The sequence below is a fragment of the Actinomyces acetigenes genome, from assembly GCF_031296635.1.
Lineage (GTDB): Bacteria > Actinomycetota > Actinomycetes > Actinomycetales > Actinomycetaceae > Actinomyces > Actinomyces acetigenes.
Window position 1 is genome coordinate 19658 of sequence record NZ_JASPFC010000028.1, and the last position, 15263, is coordinate 34920.

The 15263-nt window shown below is 61.5% G+C and carries 16 protein-coding genes; 9 read left to right on the forward strand and 7 right to left on the reverse strand.

The annotated features are described in order from the left end of the window. The first annotated feature begins 69 nt into the window (after nt 1-69). From RIV14_RS10460 to RIV14_RS10480, 5 genes are all read left to right on the forward strand, one after another. Nucleotides 70-834, forward strand: coding sequence for an ABC transporter ATP-binding protein (locus RIV14_RS10460; protein WP_075372084.1), 765 nt, complete (start codon nt 70-72; stop codon nt 832-834). After that, nucleotides 831-1640: an ABC transporter gene (locus tag RIV14_RS10465; protein ID WP_075372085.1), complete on the forward strand. Its 810-nt coding sequence runs from the start codon at nt 831-833 to the stop codon at nt 1638-1640. Before RIV14_RS10460 ends, RIV14_RS10465 begins: the two co-directional genes overlap by 4 nt. Beyond that, a complete protein-coding gene (locus tag RIV14_RS10470; protein WP_075372086.1) occupies nt 1637-2380 on the forward strand; it encodes a cupin in 744 nt (247 codons plus the stop codon). Before RIV14_RS10465 ends, RIV14_RS10470 begins: the two co-directional genes overlap by 4 nt. A gap of 206 nt (nt 2381-2586) precedes the next feature. Further along, nucleotides 2587-3531, forward strand: coding sequence for an HNH endonuclease (locus RIV14_RS10475; protein ID WP_075372087.1), 945 nt, complete (start codon nt 2587-2589; stop codon nt 3529-3531). Nucleotides 3532-3599: 68 nt separating this feature from the next. Beyond that, the gene (locus RIV14_RS10480) at nt 3600-4040 is read left to right on the forward strand and encodes a hypothetical protein (RefSeq protein ID WP_075372088.1); all 441 of its coding nucleotides are present in this window, start codon (nt 3600-3602) and stop codon (nt 4038-4040) included. Nucleotides 4041-4400: 360 nt separating this feature from the next. On the opposite strand, the gene RIV14_RS10485 is transcribed toward RIV14_RS10480, so the two are convergent. Beyond that, nucleotides 4401-4634 (reverse strand): excalibur calcium-binding domain-containing protein, encoded by a 234-nt coding sequence (locus tag RIV14_RS10485; protein WP_075372089.1) that lies wholly within the window; start codon nt 4632-4634, stop codon nt 4401-4403. On the opposite strand from RIV14_RS10485, the gene RIV14_RS10490 reads away from it, so the two are divergent. Then, nucleotides 4633-4896, forward strand: a complete 264-nt coding sequence (locus RIV14_RS10490; RefSeq protein ID WP_075372090.1) for a hypothetical protein — start codon at nt 4633-4635, stop codon at nt 4894-4896. The two genes, RIV14_RS10485 and RIV14_RS10490, sit on opposite strands and share 2 nt — an antisense overlap. A gap of 221 nt (nt 4897-5117) precedes the next feature. Here RIV14_RS10490 and RIV14_RS10495 read toward each other — a convergent pair whose 3' ends face one another. Beyond that, nucleotides 5118-5546 carry an excalibur calcium-binding domain-containing protein gene (locus RIV14_RS10495; RefSeq protein WP_075372091.1) on the reverse strand — a complete coding sequence of 143 codons (429 nt, stop codon included), beginning with the start codon at nt 5544-5546 and terminating at the stop codon, nt 5118-5120. Between the two features lie 461 nt (nt 5547-6007). Between RIV14_RS10495 and RIV14_RS10500 the strand changes: the two genes are divergently transcribed. Beyond that, a complete protein-coding gene (locus RIV14_RS10500) occupies nt 6008-6793 on the forward strand; it encodes a CPBP family intramembrane glutamic endopeptidase (RefSeq protein WP_075372092.1) in 786 nt (261 codons plus the stop codon). 451 nt (nt 6794-7244) lie between these two features. Then, the gene (locus RIV14_RS10505; protein WP_075372093.1) at nt 7245-7883 is read left to right on the forward strand and encodes a malonic semialdehyde reductase; all 639 of its coding nucleotides are present in this window, start codon (nt 7245-7247) and stop codon (nt 7881-7883) included. Here the strand turns inward: RIV14_RS10505 and RIV14_RS10510 are convergent. The 3 genes from RIV14_RS10510 to RIV14_RS10520 form a co-directional block, all read right to left on the reverse strand. Then, entirely contained in the window at nt 7878-8279 is a 402-nt protein-coding gene (locus tag RIV14_RS10510; protein WP_075372094.1) for a PIN domain-containing protein, read from the reverse strand. The two genes, RIV14_RS10505 and RIV14_RS10510, sit on opposite strands and share 6 nt — an antisense overlap. Next, on the reverse strand, nt 8276-8587 hold the full coding sequence (locus RIV14_RS10515; RefSeq protein ID WP_075372095.1) for a type II toxin-antitoxin system Phd/YefM family antitoxin: 312 nt from the start codon (nt 8585-8587) through the stop codon (nt 8276-8278). Before RIV14_RS10515 ends, RIV14_RS10510 begins: the two co-directional genes overlap by 4 nt. A gap of 97 nt (nt 8588-8684) precedes the next feature. Beyond that, nucleotides 8685-9074 (reverse strand): hypothetical protein, encoded by a 390-nt coding sequence (locus RIV14_RS10520; protein ID WP_075372096.1) that lies wholly within the window; start codon nt 9072-9074, stop codon nt 8685-8687. A gap of 227 nt (nt 9075-9301) precedes the next feature. Between RIV14_RS10520 and RIV14_RS10525 the strand changes: the two genes are divergently transcribed. Beyond that, nucleotides 9302-9904, forward strand: a complete 603-nt coding sequence (locus RIV14_RS10525; RefSeq protein ID WP_075372097.1) for a TetR/AcrR family transcriptional regulator — start codon at nt 9302-9304, stop codon at nt 9902-9904. 110 nt (nt 9905-10014) lie between these two features. On the opposite strand, the gene RIV14_RS10530 is transcribed toward RIV14_RS10525, so the two are convergent. Both RIV14_RS10530 and RIV14_RS10535 read right to left on the reverse strand, forming a co-directional pair. Beyond that, nucleotides 10015-12555, reverse strand: coding sequence for a beta-ketoacyl synthase N-terminal-like domain-containing protein (locus RIV14_RS10530; RefSeq protein WP_075372098.1), 2541 nt, complete (start codon nt 12553-12555; stop codon nt 10015-10017). A gap of 2 nt (nt 12556-12557) precedes the next feature. After that, nucleotides 12558-15011: an SDR family oxidoreductase gene (locus RIV14_RS10535; protein WP_143224192.1), complete on the reverse strand. Its 2454-nt coding sequence runs from the start codon at nt 15009-15011 to the stop codon at nt 12558-12560. Nucleotides 15012-15263: the final 252 nt, after the last annotated feature.

Consider the following 15263-nt stretch of genomic DNA (forward strand, 5'->3'; position numbering starts at 1 on the left):
CTGAGGAGATGGGACGATCTCGGCTGGGCGGCCGATGCGCACCGTCGTTCGACGCGCTGGAGTTGGTCCATGATCAGTATTGAGAACCTCGTCAAGCGGCACGGGGCGCGGGAGGTGCTTCACGGCGTGAGCCTGCAGGCCCGTCCGGGCCGCGTCACCGGATTCGTAGGCCCGAACGGCGCCGGGAAGTCCTCGACCCTGCGGTGCCTGCTGGGTCTGGACCGGGTCGACGGCGGGCGGGCGCTGATCGGCGGTCGCCCCTACCGCGAGCTGCGCGAGCCGCTGCGCACGGTGGGGGCGGTGCTTGACGGCTCGGGCGCGCACCCCTCGCGCACGGCCCGCGGTCACCTGGGTTGGGTGGCTTCGGGCGCGGGTATCAGTCGGCGTCGGGTGGCTGAGGTGCTCGACGTCGTCGGGCTGAGTGATGCGGCTGGGCGGCGGGTGCGCACCTTCTCCCTGGGAATGGGGCAGCGGCTGGGGCTGGCGACGGCGCTGCTGGGCGACCCGGAGGTGCTGGTCCTCGATGAGCCGGTCAACGGCCTGGACCCGGAGGGGATCCGGTGGATCCGCATGCTGCTGCGACATCGGGCCGACGCCGGGGGTACGGTCCTGCTGTCCAGTCATGTTCTGGCCGAGCTGGCTGAGGTGGCTGACGACGTCGTTGTCATCGCCGGCGGGAGGGTGCGGGCTGCCGGGACGCTGGAGGAGGTCGCGGCGGGTTACGCGAACCTGGAGGAGGCGTTCTTCTCGCTGACAGCACCGGCCGGAGGCGAGGCCGGCGGTCGGGCCAGCACAGTCAGCCAGGCGCAGCACCAGAACGGGGGCCGAGCATGAGCACGGCAATAGCACTGGTGCGTTCCCTCAAGGCGGAGGTGCGCAAGACGGTGGGCCTTCCGGGGGCCTGGCTGGGGGCGGCGCTGGCGATCGTCCTGCCGCTCCTGATCGAGTACTACACGGATCATGACCTGGCGGCGCGTCTGGCGGCCGGTGACCCGGACGCGCCGGCGCGGCTGGGCGACGTCGGCGTCATCGGGCTGTACGTGGGGACGACGGGGATCGTGGTGCTGGCGGTCAGTGTTGTGGTCAGCGAGTACGCGAGTGATCCGCGCACGAGTGGGGCTTCCGGCGCTCCGCGACAGGTGGCGACGACGATGCTGGTGCAGCCGCGGCGCGGGGCGTCGGTGGCCGCGAAGCTGCTCGTGGTGCTGGGGGCTGCGACGGTGCTGCTGGCGACGGCGTGGGCGGGGACTTTCGCGCTGTGCCGGCACCTGCTGGGGTCGAGCGTGCCCTTCGAGCCGGTGCCGTGGTGGATGCTGACGGGGATCCTGACGTGGTGGGTGTTCTCGGCGACGGCGTCGATGGCGCTGGCGATGGCGACGCGCAGCGCGCTGGTGTCGATGACGGTCCTCGTCGCGATGTCGACGATGATCTCGCCGGGCGTGCTGCTCATCAGGTCTACGGATGCGGCCCGGTTCCTGCCGGACACGGCGGCGGTGCGGCTCATTGCGAGCCCGACGACGCTCAACTACGACCGGCTTGTTGAGCTGCTGTCGATCCCGATGGCGGCCGCCGTCTGTGCGGCGTGGGCGGGCGGTTGCGCGGCGGTGTGCTGCTGGGTGTGGATGAGGCGGGACGCGTGAGCGGGACCGGTGCGACCAGCAGGGTGAGGGCTGCCGCAGGGGTGGCGACGGCCTGGGGGCGTGCGCTGCGCGCGGAGCTGGTGAAGGTGGTGACGCTGCCGGCGATGTGGTGGTCGGCGGCGGTGGCGGGCGCGGCTGCGGTCGCCACGGTGATGTCGGTCCTGCAGAACGTGGTGGATGGGCGGGGCTTCGGATTCGAGGAGGTCGCTCCGACATGGGCGCTGGCGGTGCAGATCGGCTTCGTGGCGGCCGGGGTGGCCGCGGCAGGCGGCGAGCACTCCACGGCGCAGGGCGTGACGAGTCTGCTGGTGACGCCGGCGCGGGGGCGGCTGGCGGTGGCGCGACTCATGGTGCTGACCGGTACGGGACTGGTGGCGGCGAGCGTCCTGGTCGGGGCGAGCCTGGCGGCGTGTCCGACGATGTCGACGGCGGCGCTGTGGGCGGCCGGGAGGACCGTGGTCTGGCTGACAGCGGTGCTGCTGCTGTCGGCCGGGCTCGGTGCGGCGCTGCGCAGCGTCATCGGTGCGTCGACGGCGGCCGTGGTGCTGGTGATTCTGGCGCCGCAGCTGGCCGTGTTCCTGGGCGACGCCGCCCGCTGGTTCCCGGGCCAGGCGGCCCAGATCTGGCTGGCGGCGGGCGCATCGCAGGCGGACGTCACCTCTGCCGGGCTCATCATCCTGGCCTGGACGACGGCCGCCCAGACGGCCGGCATCGTCCGGCTGGTGCGGGCGGATGCGTGAGGATCGGGACGCCGCGAGTACGAGTCGGGCGCCGCCCATCAAAGCCAGGGGTGGGAGCGGGTGAGGACGCCCCCACCCCTGGCCCTTGCCAACTAAACCCAGATCACTCAGCATCGTTCCAGCGCGGTATACTTCCACCTTGTGTCCTGCAACCGCGGGCAGGCATACCCCATATCTCAGCTGCTCATTTCATAAGGAATGCCACCATGGACCGGCAAATTTTTACTCCTTCAGAGGAGCGAGATGCCCACTTCGCCGCCATGCAGTGGTTTGAGGCCCAGCAGATGAGTGGCCACGAACTCTTGACCCATAGGGAGTTAATGAATGGGTTCGCCTGGCATGGCCACCACTTCCGCCTCACCCATCAGTCCCAAGGGATCTGGAAGCCGCAAAAATTTAAGGCCGCTCTGACATTCAAGACCGCAGCCCCCACTCCCGGAAAAGAAGCGCCGTACGCCGATCGGATCGATGACAGCGGGTTACTTCGTTACAAGTTCTCAGATACGAAGAAGTGGGCGAACGACGCAATGAAGGTAGCCGCGCAGCGGAACTATCCTCTCGCCTGGCTGGTGGGAGTGAAGCCGACCTCATCAACACTGTTTTATTATGCTCGGTTCCCCGCCTACATCGTCGACATCGACGAACGCAACGCAGAGTTCATCATCGCCATCGATGAGACAATACCGGCCACCTCAGGCCTCAAGGATTCTGGACAAATTGAGAAGAAGTACGTTTCAAGGTGGACGAAGGCGCGCATCCACCAACACGACTTCAGGGAGTACGTACTCAGTGCCTACCAGATCTCTTGCGCAGTCTGCGATCTTCCGCACGCACAGCTCTTGGAAGCCTCACACATCATCGCCGACTCCAAGGAAGCCGGCGTCCCTGAGGTCAGCAATGGTTTGGCACTGTGCAGACTCCACCACACCGCCTACGACCGCCATCTCCTCGGCATCGACGCCGACCGCCGCATCCACGTGGCGACACGAGCAAAGCGCATCGAGACTATCCACCTGCAAACAGGCTTACTGAAATTTGAAGGCCGCTCCCTGACGCATGTGCCAGCCTCCAAACAGATGCATCCTGATGGCGACCGTCTTGCCGAGCACTTCAAAGAGTTCCTCCAGGCAGAGGAGCAGACAGTCGGGTAGACCCCGAAGCTTCCAGCAAGCTACATGTAACACCAGAGAATGGACTCCCATACTTGGAGGAGCCCACCATGATCTATCCGCGAGACATCACGACTGAAGCCGAGGCGGCGGTGCTTGAACACGCTGATCGCCTCGCCGCCGTCATCGGCAAGCACTGGCACCCCACGAACGAGACTGCCCGAGACGACGTCATGCTGCTCGTCGCCGACCTCCTGCGCGCGCACGCCGAGACAGGGATTGAGATGCAGACTTGGCGAGCGGCGCTCGACGTCGTGATGGATCATCTCGCCGCCGAGCCGGAAGGCGCCGATCTACTCCACCGCCTCGGACGACCTGCTTGGTTCACCGTCATCGGCACAACCAAGGACGGTCAGCGAGAGCCCGTCGCCGTCCTGCCGGGCCGGCGTCGCCTGGAGGTGGCCATCGGTTCCTGGACCACACAGGTTCAGGCACCAACCGCAGCTGACGCCGTCCGTGCAGCCTCAAGCGCAGATCGACCTGCAGCCTGAGACGCTCACATTGCGAAGCACCCATCCCATCACACGGAGTCGCAGGTCAGTCACAATCCCAGTTGCCTGAGGCGGCGTCGGTGAAGTCCTGGTCGTCGTGGGCACTGTTCGCCTGCATGGCACGCGAGACTCGGAGGCGCTGCAAACTCCCGTCTGCACATGGTTGACCTCCGCCCACATCGCACCACCTCAACTCGCACGATGTGAACAAACGTCACATGCCTCACACACGGTCCCACCAGCCACCACCCCAAACCGATGTGCGTCGCTCGCAACGCCTGGACGTTGCGAGCGACGCACATGGAGCGGGTGGAGACTCTCGCACCACCACCGTTCTAGACGGCGAGCACCGACGGGACCTTACTTGATCTCGCAGGCGATGCCATCCCCGTCACGATCCAGCCCAGACCGATAGCCGGGTTCACCTTGGTACAAGGGAGCAGCGCCTGCTGCCCTCGCAGCCTTACAGTTGGGGTAGTACGTGCTCTCCTGCTTCTGCTCCGGTGCAGGTGCGGGAGCCACCCCACCACCGCCGGCCTGCGGCTCCGCCTCCTGTGTCGGCTCCGACTCTTGTGTTGGCTCGGACTCCTGCATGAGAGGCTGTAACGGAGGCTGCGTCGTCGGGGCCTGCGTCGTCGGAATCGGCGACGGCGTCGGCGTAGGGGTGGGACGCGGTGTCGGGGTCGGAGTGGGAGACGGAGTCGGAGTAGGTGACGGCGAAGCAGTCGCCGTCGGCGAAGGTGCCGGTGTCGGCGAGCCCGCACCGTCAGCCACGGACGGGACCCCGCACCCGGCCAGTCCGCCGCAGACCGCGATGGCCAGGGCCGCAGATGCCGACCTCACCACCGTCCTCTGACGGGCCGACATCAACGTGGCCAGCCGGCTGGCACCAGCGCGGGCCGACAGCAAAGATCCAGGATGAACAAGTGAATTCTTCATGAGAACCTCGAATAGGAAAAGTGAAAGACAGTGTGTTGTGCCACGTCATGCGCATAGCAATCGGCATGACAGGACACGTGGAGATGAAATCCGTAGTAGCGAGAGCCGACATCGGCTCTCCGCAGCAATAGTCAGGCCTTACTTTTCGCAGGCGATACCGTCTCCGTCTCGATCCAGGTCTTCGCTGTATCCGGGATCACCTCGGTACAAAGGCGCCGCGCCAGCCGCTTTCGCAGCCTTGCAGTTAGCGTAGAACTCCTTCTGGGGCTCCGGTGTCGACTCCGACTTCTTCTGAGACTCCGACTCGGAGTTCGCCCCTGACTTGGAGTCCTCCCCCGAATCCGAGCCACCGAACCAGCCGCTCCCCCCACGCGAGTCGTCCGTGGGCTCCGCAGCAGGCTCCTCACTGGACTCTTCGGCCGGCGCCTCCTCGGAGTCGGCGGAGTCGCCACCACCGGTATCCTGCTGGGACTCGGCCGGCGCAACCGACGACGCAGCATCACTGCCTGCGCTGGACACGTCGTCGCAGCCGGCGAGCCCGACGCCAAGAACCAGAGCAAGGAGCACAGGAGCCGAGGTCCTCAGCAGCCCCCGCCGCCTCGACGTCGAAGAAGACACTGATAAAACAGACGAACGGGGAAATATGGGAGAAATAGGGGACAAAACGGGCACGTTCACGAGAGCCTCGAGTCAGGAGAAGGGATGGTGGGCGGCTAGCCGATAGAATTGAAGCACTCCAGGGGCAGTAATAACTCACGCAGCCATAAAATGCAATCGGATTGATACACACATTTTTCACAGTTACTGGAGGTAGAAATTGAAGTACGACTGCTTGGCAATTGTCCCTTATTTTTACACTTAGTGCGCAGTCTTCCAACCCCACAACAGCCGGCTACACGTGCGCTCAGGCAGCTCAGCGAGGCTTAGGAGTCGAACCGGAATCTGACAAACCAGGGTCTGAGGGGCGCACCGAGGCTCAGTCGCCGGGGCGACGCCGCTCGCGGGCCAGCCGCCCCACACTTCCGGCCATGAGCACTTCCCGCACGTCCCTGTCCCAGCAGACACCGGTCGCCTCCGGGGCACCAGATCCTGCGCCGTCGGACCCCGCTCCGGTCTCGACTCCGACCGCGAGCACCCGGCCCGACCGACTGAGCACCGTCGCGCTGGTCATCTTCACAAGCTTCTACGCCTTCTTCTTCCCCCTCCACCTCGGCCACTTTCTCATCCCCGGGGACGCCAGCCCCGCAACCGGCCTCGCGCTCTACATCGCTCTCTTCGCCGTCGGCTGCGTCGCCTTCCGCCACCCGCTGGCCCAGGCCGCCCGTCAGGTAGCGGCCCGTAAGCGGCGGGCCGTCCTCACTCTCATCGTGGGCGGACTCGCCACCTTGGTTATCGAGCTCATCGGCGGCCTGGCGTCCTCGGCCCTGCTCAACCTCGCCGGCCTGTCCGGAGCAACCCTGCAGAATGACGCCAGCGTTGGCGAAGTCACGCGGATGTTCCCGCCGATCATCATCGTCGTCGTGCTCGGGGTCGTGGGGCCAATTGCGGAGGAGATGTTCTTCCGCCAGCTCCTCATTGGGCTCATCGAGCGCTTCGCGCCGACCTGGGTGGCTGTTGTCGTCTCCAGCGTTCTGTTCGGTGCGCTGCACATGCACTCGTTCGCGCTCTCCGAGGTACTGAGCGTCATCCCGCACGCCTTCTTCGGGCTCAGCTGCGGGCTGCTCTATGTCAAGACCGACCGCAACCTGCTCTACCCGGCGAGCATCCACTGCCTCAACAACCTCAGCGCCTTCCTGCCTCTCCTCCTGCACTGAAACGACTCCCCGCACCTGGCCCAGACGTTGCGGGAGCATAAGCGTTTGCACCAACACTCTCGCAACACCGGCTTCGGTTGCCTTGTCCTCGACCGCTTCACTGCGGACGGCGCCCGACGCGCCACCTCAGCACCAGGACACAAGGAGGCGATACCGACCACCACAATCAGGCCGAGCACCAGGAGCGGCATTCTCATCCATAACTTCCTGCCTTATTCCCTGCGGCTCGGCCCGGAGCCTCACCCTCCATTGAGAAGAACGGCTACTTCTCAAGCAGCAAGGCTCAGGCCCTCACAGCACACACTCTCCACCGCACAGATCGCCTGCGCGACGGAGCCCCGCTGCGAGACCGGAGTCAGAAGGGCGAGGCGAGCAAGGGCGGAGAACAGCAAGGCTGCCTTGTCGGGACCACACCCGCCCCGGGGGAGACGGCACGTGCTTCAATCGGAGCATGGCAGTCGTCTCCCCCGTTCCGGTTCCGGGCCCCGTGCCCGGCGAGTCCGTCCTGACCGAGTCCGATGCCTCGCTGCTGTTCGGCGGGGCACGCACCGCCTACACCTTCACCGACGAACCGGTGACGGACGCCCAGCTGCGGGCGATCCACGAGCTGGCCAAGTGGGCGCCGACGGCGGTCAACGCCCAGCCGTTGCGGGTAGTAGCCGTCCGGTCGGCGGCAGCCCGGGAGCGCCTGCTGCCCTGTCTTCCTCGCGGCAATCGCGAGCAGGCCGCAGGGGCGCCTCTCACCCTCGTCTGCGCAGCCGACCGGTCCTTCGCCGAGTCCCTGCCGCGGTTGCACCCGCGTGGCGAGCGCTACCAGCGTCTGCTGAAGGAAGGCGGGGCGGAGATGCGGGCGCGGTGGGCGCGCGCCTCAGCACTGATCCAGACGGCCTACGTCATTCAGGCGATTCGCGCCGTCGGGCTGGCAGCCGGCCCCATGAACGGAGACGACGCCGAGGCGTTGGCGACCGAGTTCTTCGCCGGTCAGGACGTGGAGGTGCTGCTGGTCATCAACGTCGGCCACCCGGGGCCGGACGCCTACCAGGAGCGCAACCCGCGCCTGCCCTTCGAGGAGGTCTATCAGGTGCTATGAGCCCAACGGGTCGATCGCGCCCAGCCCTCGGGACCGGGCGGCGTCGGCCAGGCGGGCGTCATGAGTCAGCACCGTGACAGGGTGGCGAGGATTGTCCAGCAGCGTCGCAGTCGCCAGGTGAATGGCATCGAGAGACTTCAGCTCACCAGTCAGGGTGCTGGCGCGCTCAATGACATCCGGGCCGTTCTCGACGAGCTCGACCCCCGCGATGAACTCATTGACGACGCGGATATCGAAGTGCTCTCGATGCGCCGCCCGAGCCATCTCCACCGTGAGCAGACAGGAGGAGATCAGCCCCTCGGTGGCATGCGCATCCATGATGAGCCTCGCCGCCTCATCGGCTCCAGGCTGCCCGAGGAGGGAGAGCAGCGCCACCGAGGTATCGAGGTAGATCACCTGTCCTCCTCGCGCTCACCGAGGAGGAACTGCTCCAGGTCGAAGCCCTCAGGCGTCCCCCACCGCCTGGCGGGCAGCACCCAGTCGCCTGCAGCCCGACGGACCTTGCCCTCACGGACCATCCGCCCGTACCAGGTCTCGTCATCACGGATCGGGACGATCTGGGCGATCGGGCGGCCGCGGTCGGTGACCGTCACAGGCACACCAGAGGACTCGACCTCACGGTAGACCCGTCCGGCCTGCTGATTGACCTCCCGCAGTCCAACAGTCCTGCTCCCCGGAGAAACCGGCACACCCGCTGCACTCATGACATGAGAATACGACAAAGGTTCTACATGTACTACTTTGTGGCAGTGGGGGCGGAAGCGGGGTTGAAGGCTCGAGGCTCAGCGTCGCCCCTCTCGCCTACGGCCGGACGATCGAGCTGTCCTCACTGACGTAGGCGACCGCGAGCCGCTGCGTCCAGGCCATCTGGCCGACAGTCTTGACGAGCGCATTCGCGTCCGACCAGCCGACGCTGATGTAGACGTAGTCGGCGCCGATGGTGTAGTCGGCGACCGGCAGCCCCTCATTCTCTCGTTCCTCGAGCTCCTCCTCGCTCAGTGCGTCGGGGCCGTTGAACGGTGGGAAGGTACGAATGAGGTCGCGGTAGATGGACCTGATCGCCGGGGTAGAGCCGTCGATGGTGCTGAAGTCGCCCGGCTCATCCCACTGAGCGACCGCCTGCTCCCACCACCGGGGGAAGTCCTCATCGGTCGCGCAGTCCGGCTCGAAGATCAGGAGGTCGTAGCTCATGCTTCGAGGCTAGAAGCGCGCCCCGCCAACGACCATGGACACCGCTCCCCACAACGACCTCCTCCATCTACGAACGCCAGGCTGGTAGCGGACAGCCCCTCATCCCGACGACCGCCGTGTTACGCGCCTCAAAAGGCCCAACAACGCTGGACTTCGACGCCGAGTATCATGAGCAACATAACAATTCGCCCACCTCACCATAGGTCGTTCTCATAAAAGGGGGACCCATGGCTTCACAGCCGACAAGCCGCACCACTCGCACATCCTCAAAAAAACTAGTGCCCACCGTCGTTCAGGCGGCCACGGACCTCCTGGAGAACAAAGGCGTGCAGGCGGTAACCATCCGCGCTGTGGCAGCGCAGGCACACGTGTCGCCGGCCAGCATCTACAACCACTTCGGGGACAAGCAAGGCATCCTCGATGCTATTGCCGAGCAACACTTCTCCGTCATGGTCAGTCGATTGCGCGAGATAGCAGAACAAGATCCTAAAACTCGCCTCCGTCAAGCAGGCATCGTCGTTCGCCAACTCATGCTGGCCACCCCTCAAGCCTATGAACTGATGTGGGTCACTCGCCCGGGACCTGCCGCTCACGATGCTTTCACACAACTCATCCACATCGTCCAGTACGGGCAAGTGGCAGGTGTCTTCATCAAAGATGACCCAAGAAAACTAGCTGAAGCAATATGGGCCAGCGTTCAAGGTGCGATATTCATTGAATGGCAGCACCAATCCGCTGCGCGAAGCTCTTCCGATCACGTAACAACACTCGACGACGATGCCTACAATATTCTTCTAGACGTCGTCATTCGCGGAATAAGCCGAAGTTGATATAACCGCCTCATGGCAAGATATCGATAACCATCCAGGTAAGAAACGGGGTGTGCGGGGCTCCCGACTAAGGCGATCGAGAGCCCCGCACGAGTAGATCAAAACTCGATCTACTTGCGGACGAGTTCCTCTTCTCGACCGCGTTGACCGAGGAACCTCCAGATCACCTCGGCCAGCTCCATATCGGAGTCCAGGACGGCCATCCGAAAACGACCACACCCATTCTCCTTGTCTGCGTTCGCCACGGCGGGACGGGAAAGCAGACGCAAGCCTTCTTCAGGAGAGTCGGCTGCCGCCAGGTGCAAGCTCGTCGACATTGATGCCGATTCGCCATCCGACTTCTCGTCATATGAGAGTACTGTGCCATAGACGCCCACGCTGTACCCAAACTTCCGACCTGACTGAGCAACAGTAGCTTGCTCACTCCAACCGGAGTCGTTTTGAGGAGTGGCCATCGTCTCGAGCACCCAACCAGCATTCGCCGAGTTACTGAATCCTCCGTCATGTTCGACCTCTGAAACAGTCTTCACCTCAACAACAGCCAAGACCTCCTCTGGATGCTTCCGCGCCCACTCAAGAGAGCGCACGAGCATAACGGAAGCGTTACGGCCTTGAGACGCCAAGCCTGCAGCTCGATGCACACGGAACCTCGACGCAAAAGCGGAACCCACGATCATCTGATCGCACTCCCCTGCATCAAGATAGCGAGCCGCGAGGTCAACAGACGCCGCAAACGATGCTTCTCCGGCATCCAAGACCATTGATGGCCCACGAACATCGAAGACATTAGCAAGACGGCCGGCAACAATGTTGTCCATATACCCCGGCAGAGACGCCTCTACTGTTGCAGGAATAGACGAGGCAATCTTTTCAACACCAGAGACTACGGTTTCGATGTCTCGACTGTCCACACTTTGAGTGGAACGCAGCGCTGAAACAACTTCAGGAAGTCTGATCTTGAACGACCGACGAGCGAGAACCTCAAGACCCGCAGGCTGCCCTAGCACTATCCCACAACGATCCGGATCAATCTGCCTTTCAGCAAGCAAGCGCCTTGTCGCCTCCAGGGCCAGACGCTGTGCGCCATCCATATGCGGAACCAGGACCGGAGGAACCTTAAAATAGCGCCAGTCGAAGTCAATGTCGTCATCAAGAAGTGTACCATTGTCCATGGCAGTCGCCTGACAGCGCCCGGTAGCGACAATAGCTACGGCTCGGCCGTTCCCGGATGGCCGCACAGCGTCAGACTCCGCTCTTACGAGATTGGCGTGGTACTGCTTATCAAACTGCTCAACGCAGACCGACGAGTTCACTCCACCAAAACCGAATGCATTGACCAGCGCTCTACGAGGCCGGGAATCACTAACAGGCCATGTAGCAGACTCTCGATGAAGAGCAAAAATGTCGGGATTCTCCCTGATGAGCTTGTGAGGTGTCTTCACGCCATGAACAGGCGCGAAGCACTCATGCTGCATGCAAAGCAGAACCTTAACAAGATTGGCTATGCCTGCAGCCGGAAAACCATGCCCCGTAAGTGACTTAACCGACCCTAAAGATACTGGACCTGAGCAACGACCGGAAGCGATTTCCTTGACAGAAAGCAGCTCCTCCGTATCTCCCGCCTTTGTTCCAGTTGCATGCGTCTCGATATGATCGATATCATCAGCAACGAAGTTACCGCCCTCCATTGCCTGCCTCATGGCCGACACCTGGCCTCGCATGTTAGGGGCATATATTGCCCTACCACGACCATCAGTACGAGTCGCGCTACCACGGATCACTCCATATACCGTCATCCCATGCTCTAGTGCATAGGCTAACGGGCACAGCAGCACGGCTCCAGCACCCTCGCCGGGAACAAGCCCCGAAGCGTTCTCATCCAAGGGTGTCGAGTCAGTTTCCGAGAGACCACCAATTTTGGAGAAGCTGACGTTTCCTGTGATCGCCATGTTCGCCATTGCCCCAACGGCAAGAACAAAAGGAGAGGTACGATCATGTAGATAACGAGCAGCCGCGTCAACGACCAGCAAACCGGATGCACAAGCTCCATCGACAACAAGAGCCCTATCTTGCAAACCAAGTAACGTGGCGACCGGATGCGCAAGAGCAGACGGGACCACTCCGACAGAATCGGCATTAGCATCCACTACCGGAAGTGAATGATCGAGGCTGGCCTCGTAGGGCCGACGTTCTTCAGGGTCCGGAACAGCCTCCTGGAGAGCGAGCCTGGCGATCTCGCCAAGAACCTCATGATCGTACGCCTCGTCGGCCAGCATGTTTCCCACAATGAGAGAAATTTCCTTCAGCCTGCTGTCTCCCGGCACCATCCCTGCCATGCCGAGTGCCTGAATCGCTGTATCTAGAATGAGCATTTGCGTGCGATTGAGTTTTTCAACCGCTGCGTAGGAGCACCACCTACCGGGACGTACAGTAAAGTCGTCTAACAGCCCCCCAAGTCCACAATACGTGCGCTCTGGTGCAGTGCGGTCGGCATCTAGATACCCACTGTAGTTCCATCGCTGATCGCGCGCGCTTTTAATTCCACTACGCCCCTGAATAATGGTGTCCCAGTACGACTCCGCACCATTAGAACCACCAGGGAGATCGCATCCAAATCCAATAACGGCAAGAGAAGAGTATGACATAGACATAATCAGATCCTTGGAGAAGTAGTGTTGCTAAGAATATCCGCAGGTTCAGGCATGCTGCCGATCGCAGTCAGGCGAATATGCTCGCCGCTGCAGAGCAGGTAGCCGTTTTCGTCAACGATATCGAGCCGCATGTCAAAACCATCCTCATAGTCTTCGAGAACAGTCATCTTTCCGAAGCAACGCTCGCGCACCTGAGGGCAGCGATACATTCGCGCATTCTTCATTTGCGTCGGAACAACATACTGGCCATTGCGCCACAGCTGCCGCATCAGGGCGAACCTTCCAACATTGTCAACGAGAATCGGGTTGCACCGGAAGTTCGGATCGGCGACATCAGAGAACAGTCCTGGGATCCCCGGAATCTGAAGTTCCCCGACCACTATGTTCTCATCGACAAGAAAGGCGCTATTCAGGTAGCGGAACGTTGGCCCGAATGATATGAAGCTATCAGTCAGTGCATAGTACTTATCAATGTCAAACTCACCGATCACATCATCGAAGATATGCTCAACGTCAAGCACAGGCTCTTTAGCTGATACTGGCTCGTCAAGGAGACGGAATGTAGCGCTCGACTGTGGTCTTCTTGGATCGAGCACATATCCGCCCGGTGTACGGAATACAGAAGTCAATTCCGTGTCGATCCGCTTTTCATCCACACGTTTAGCGTCAACATGGATCGTCACACGATCCCGATCTCTGCATTTAAGGAATGTCTGGAGATCAAGTTGATCGAGTTCAATTCCGGCATACTGGTCGCCAGCAAGCAGGAGCGCGGTTTCAATCTGGGTCTCGAAATGCAGCACCCCAGGAAAGGTTGCGGTTCCTTTAACCAGATGATCAGGAAGATAGCGATCACGCTCAGTCCACAGGACTCGAGTCGTTTGAAGCCCCGACTCAGTAGTCTCAGCATAATCAACCATGGGGAACGAGCTCCGGTTGACAATCATTCCAGACTTATCCATCAGCGCACTCAGCTGCGTGCCACTCTTCGTCAGCTCCGGCACCTGAGCAGCAGGACGATTTTTTCCAAGCTCCCCAAAGTAGAGCACTTCAGGATTCGCCGTCCCAAGCTCTATCTCATCGATGAAGTGGCGAACTCCATCGGCGACAGACATATATGTCATGCCACGCTCGTTTGCCTGAACTGAAACGACTTCAGGATTAGTCGCCATTCCTACCTCGCCCCAAGCGGTCCATTCCATGGTGATGAACGGGATGGTACGAGGATTTTGCGACTGCGACCGAGACATGATGTGTGCCATCTGCGCCAGCAGTGAGGCGCCGGCAGTGTAATCCGACTGGCCGTCCATACCAAATCGCCCAGAAATAGATCCGAAGGATATAAAGGCGCTTAGATCATCTTCAGCTGTGGCCCTCAGGAGGTTCTGAAAACCTCGGGCTTTCACAGCTATAGCCTTGGCGGTCTTCTTGAGAGACTTACGAGGTATGGCACCGAATGACTCAAGGCCGGCTCCGTGCACAATGGCGCCGATCTTTCCGAACCTGCTACGAGCTTGGGCCATCGCCTTGTCAACCTGATCTGGATCAGACACGTCGCATACAAGGTAGTGAATCTTGTCAGTGCGAGACTCAATGTCGGCCAGATTAGTGACAAGCTGACGAGTGTAAGTGATTCTCCTGTATTCGTCGGAGAGCTCGGCGACGCTTGCCTCCGGACGTCGAGTTCTCCCCTGACGCATCACTTCAGCACGGGCATTTGCCCAGTCCTCGTCACTGTAGGCCAACCATGGTTTCATCTCCGGATCGTCGGGGTCTGAGCGCCCAAGGAGGACAACTGGAATGTTTCGCTGCTCTGCCAAAGCCAGCGCGCACTCACGGACGATGCCACGGGAACCACCAGACATCACAACGCAAGAGTCTGTCGAAAGGGACTGCCGTACTGCGCGGTCAGAACTCGATACTGGCACGGGAAGAACGCGTACCGTATACCGATCTCCTTCAATATAGCCTATCTCGATTTCTTCATTCACAGCCTTGTGAGTCAACTCGGTTCTGAGAGCACCAGCCAACGAACTAGGCTCAACCACGTCAAAGTCGACAATTCGAGTATGCATCTGCCTCAGTTCGAGAGCCAAGGTCTTGACAAATCCTGCGGTCAGTCCGCCGATAGGATCGCCGACGGTTCGCAAGTCCATCCCTGACATACCACCACTGGACGTCACCGAGATCCATGACGCATGCTCTCCATGTGACTGCAGGGTCTCATAGGTTGCTTGAGCAACGCTGAATACGGTTGTGTACTGGCCTTCAACATCTTGCCACCAGGCGTCACCCTCGGACAGTATGTCGGCGTGCGGACGCAGGACGGATAGATCCACGACGGTAGACACTCGGCGAAGACGATCCGAGGAAGTCAGACGTTTTATAGTCGCTTCCGACGCATCCCCGGGAATCTCGATGACTGTCAAGCTCAGTTCTTCAAGAACTTTCCTCACGGCATCATTGACAGACTGATCTGCCGCTGTTACTAGGATAGCGTCACCGGGGAGAATTGTACGCTCAGCTCCAAGAGACTTGATCCGAACCGACTGAGGAACGTATCGATGTGCAGTTCGAGAGGATTCGTCTTCGTACTTGATAGTGACTGAGTCCAGTTGGGCGTCGGATGCTCCGGCTTCCGTCCGCTGAGCATCAGCAACCTCGACGTTCTGGGAGCCGACCAGCACCTCAGCGATATCAGACACGCT

Coding starts and splice junctions, on each gene's coding strand:
- RIV14_RS10460 (WP_075372084.1), top strand. CDS start 70: ATGATCAGTATTGAGAACCTCGTCAAGCGGCACGGGGCGCGGGAGGTG.
- RIV14_RS10465 (WP_075372085.1), top strand. CDS start 831: ATGAGCACGGCAATAGCACTGGTGCGTTCCCTCAAGGCGGAGGTGCGC.
- RIV14_RS10475 (WP_075372087.1), top strand. CDS start 2,587: ATGGACCGGCAAATTTTTACTCCTTCAGAGGAGCGAGATGCCCACTTC.
- RIV14_RS10480 (WP_075372088.1), top strand. CDS start 3,600: ATGATCTATCCGCGAGACATCACGACTGAAGCCGAGGCGGCGGTGCTT.
- RIV14_RS10490 (WP_075372090.1), top strand. CDS start 4,633: ATGAGAGGCTGTAACGGAGGCTGCGTCGTCGGGGCCTGCGTCGTCGGA.
- RIV14_RS10485 (WP_075372089.1), bottom strand. CDS start 4,634: ATGCAGGAGTCCGAGCCAACACAAGAGTCGGAGCCGACACAGGAGGCG.
- RIV14_RS10500 (WP_075372092.1), top strand. CDS start 6,008: ATGAGCACTTCCCGCACGTCCCTGTCCCAGCAGACACCGGTCGCCTCC.
- RIV14_RS10505 (WP_075372093.1), top strand. CDS start 7,245: ATGGCAGTCGTCTCCCCCGTTCCGGTTCCGGGCCCCGTGCCCGGCGAG.
- RIV14_RS10515 (WP_075372095.1), bottom strand. CDS start 8,587: ATGAGTGCAGCGGGTGTGCCGGTTTCTCCGGGGAGCAGGACTGTTGGA.
- RIV14_RS10520 (WP_075372096.1), bottom strand. CDS start 9,074: ATGAGCTACGACCTCCTGATCTTCGAGCCGGACTGCGCGACCGATGAG.
- RIV14_RS10525 (WP_075372097.1), top strand. CDS start 9,302: ATGGCTTCACAGCCGACAAGCCGCACCACTCGCACATCCTCAAAAAAA.
- RIV14_RS10530 (WP_075372098.1), bottom strand. CDS start 12,555: ATGTCTATGTCATACTCTTCTCTTGCCGTTATTGGATTTGGATGCGAT.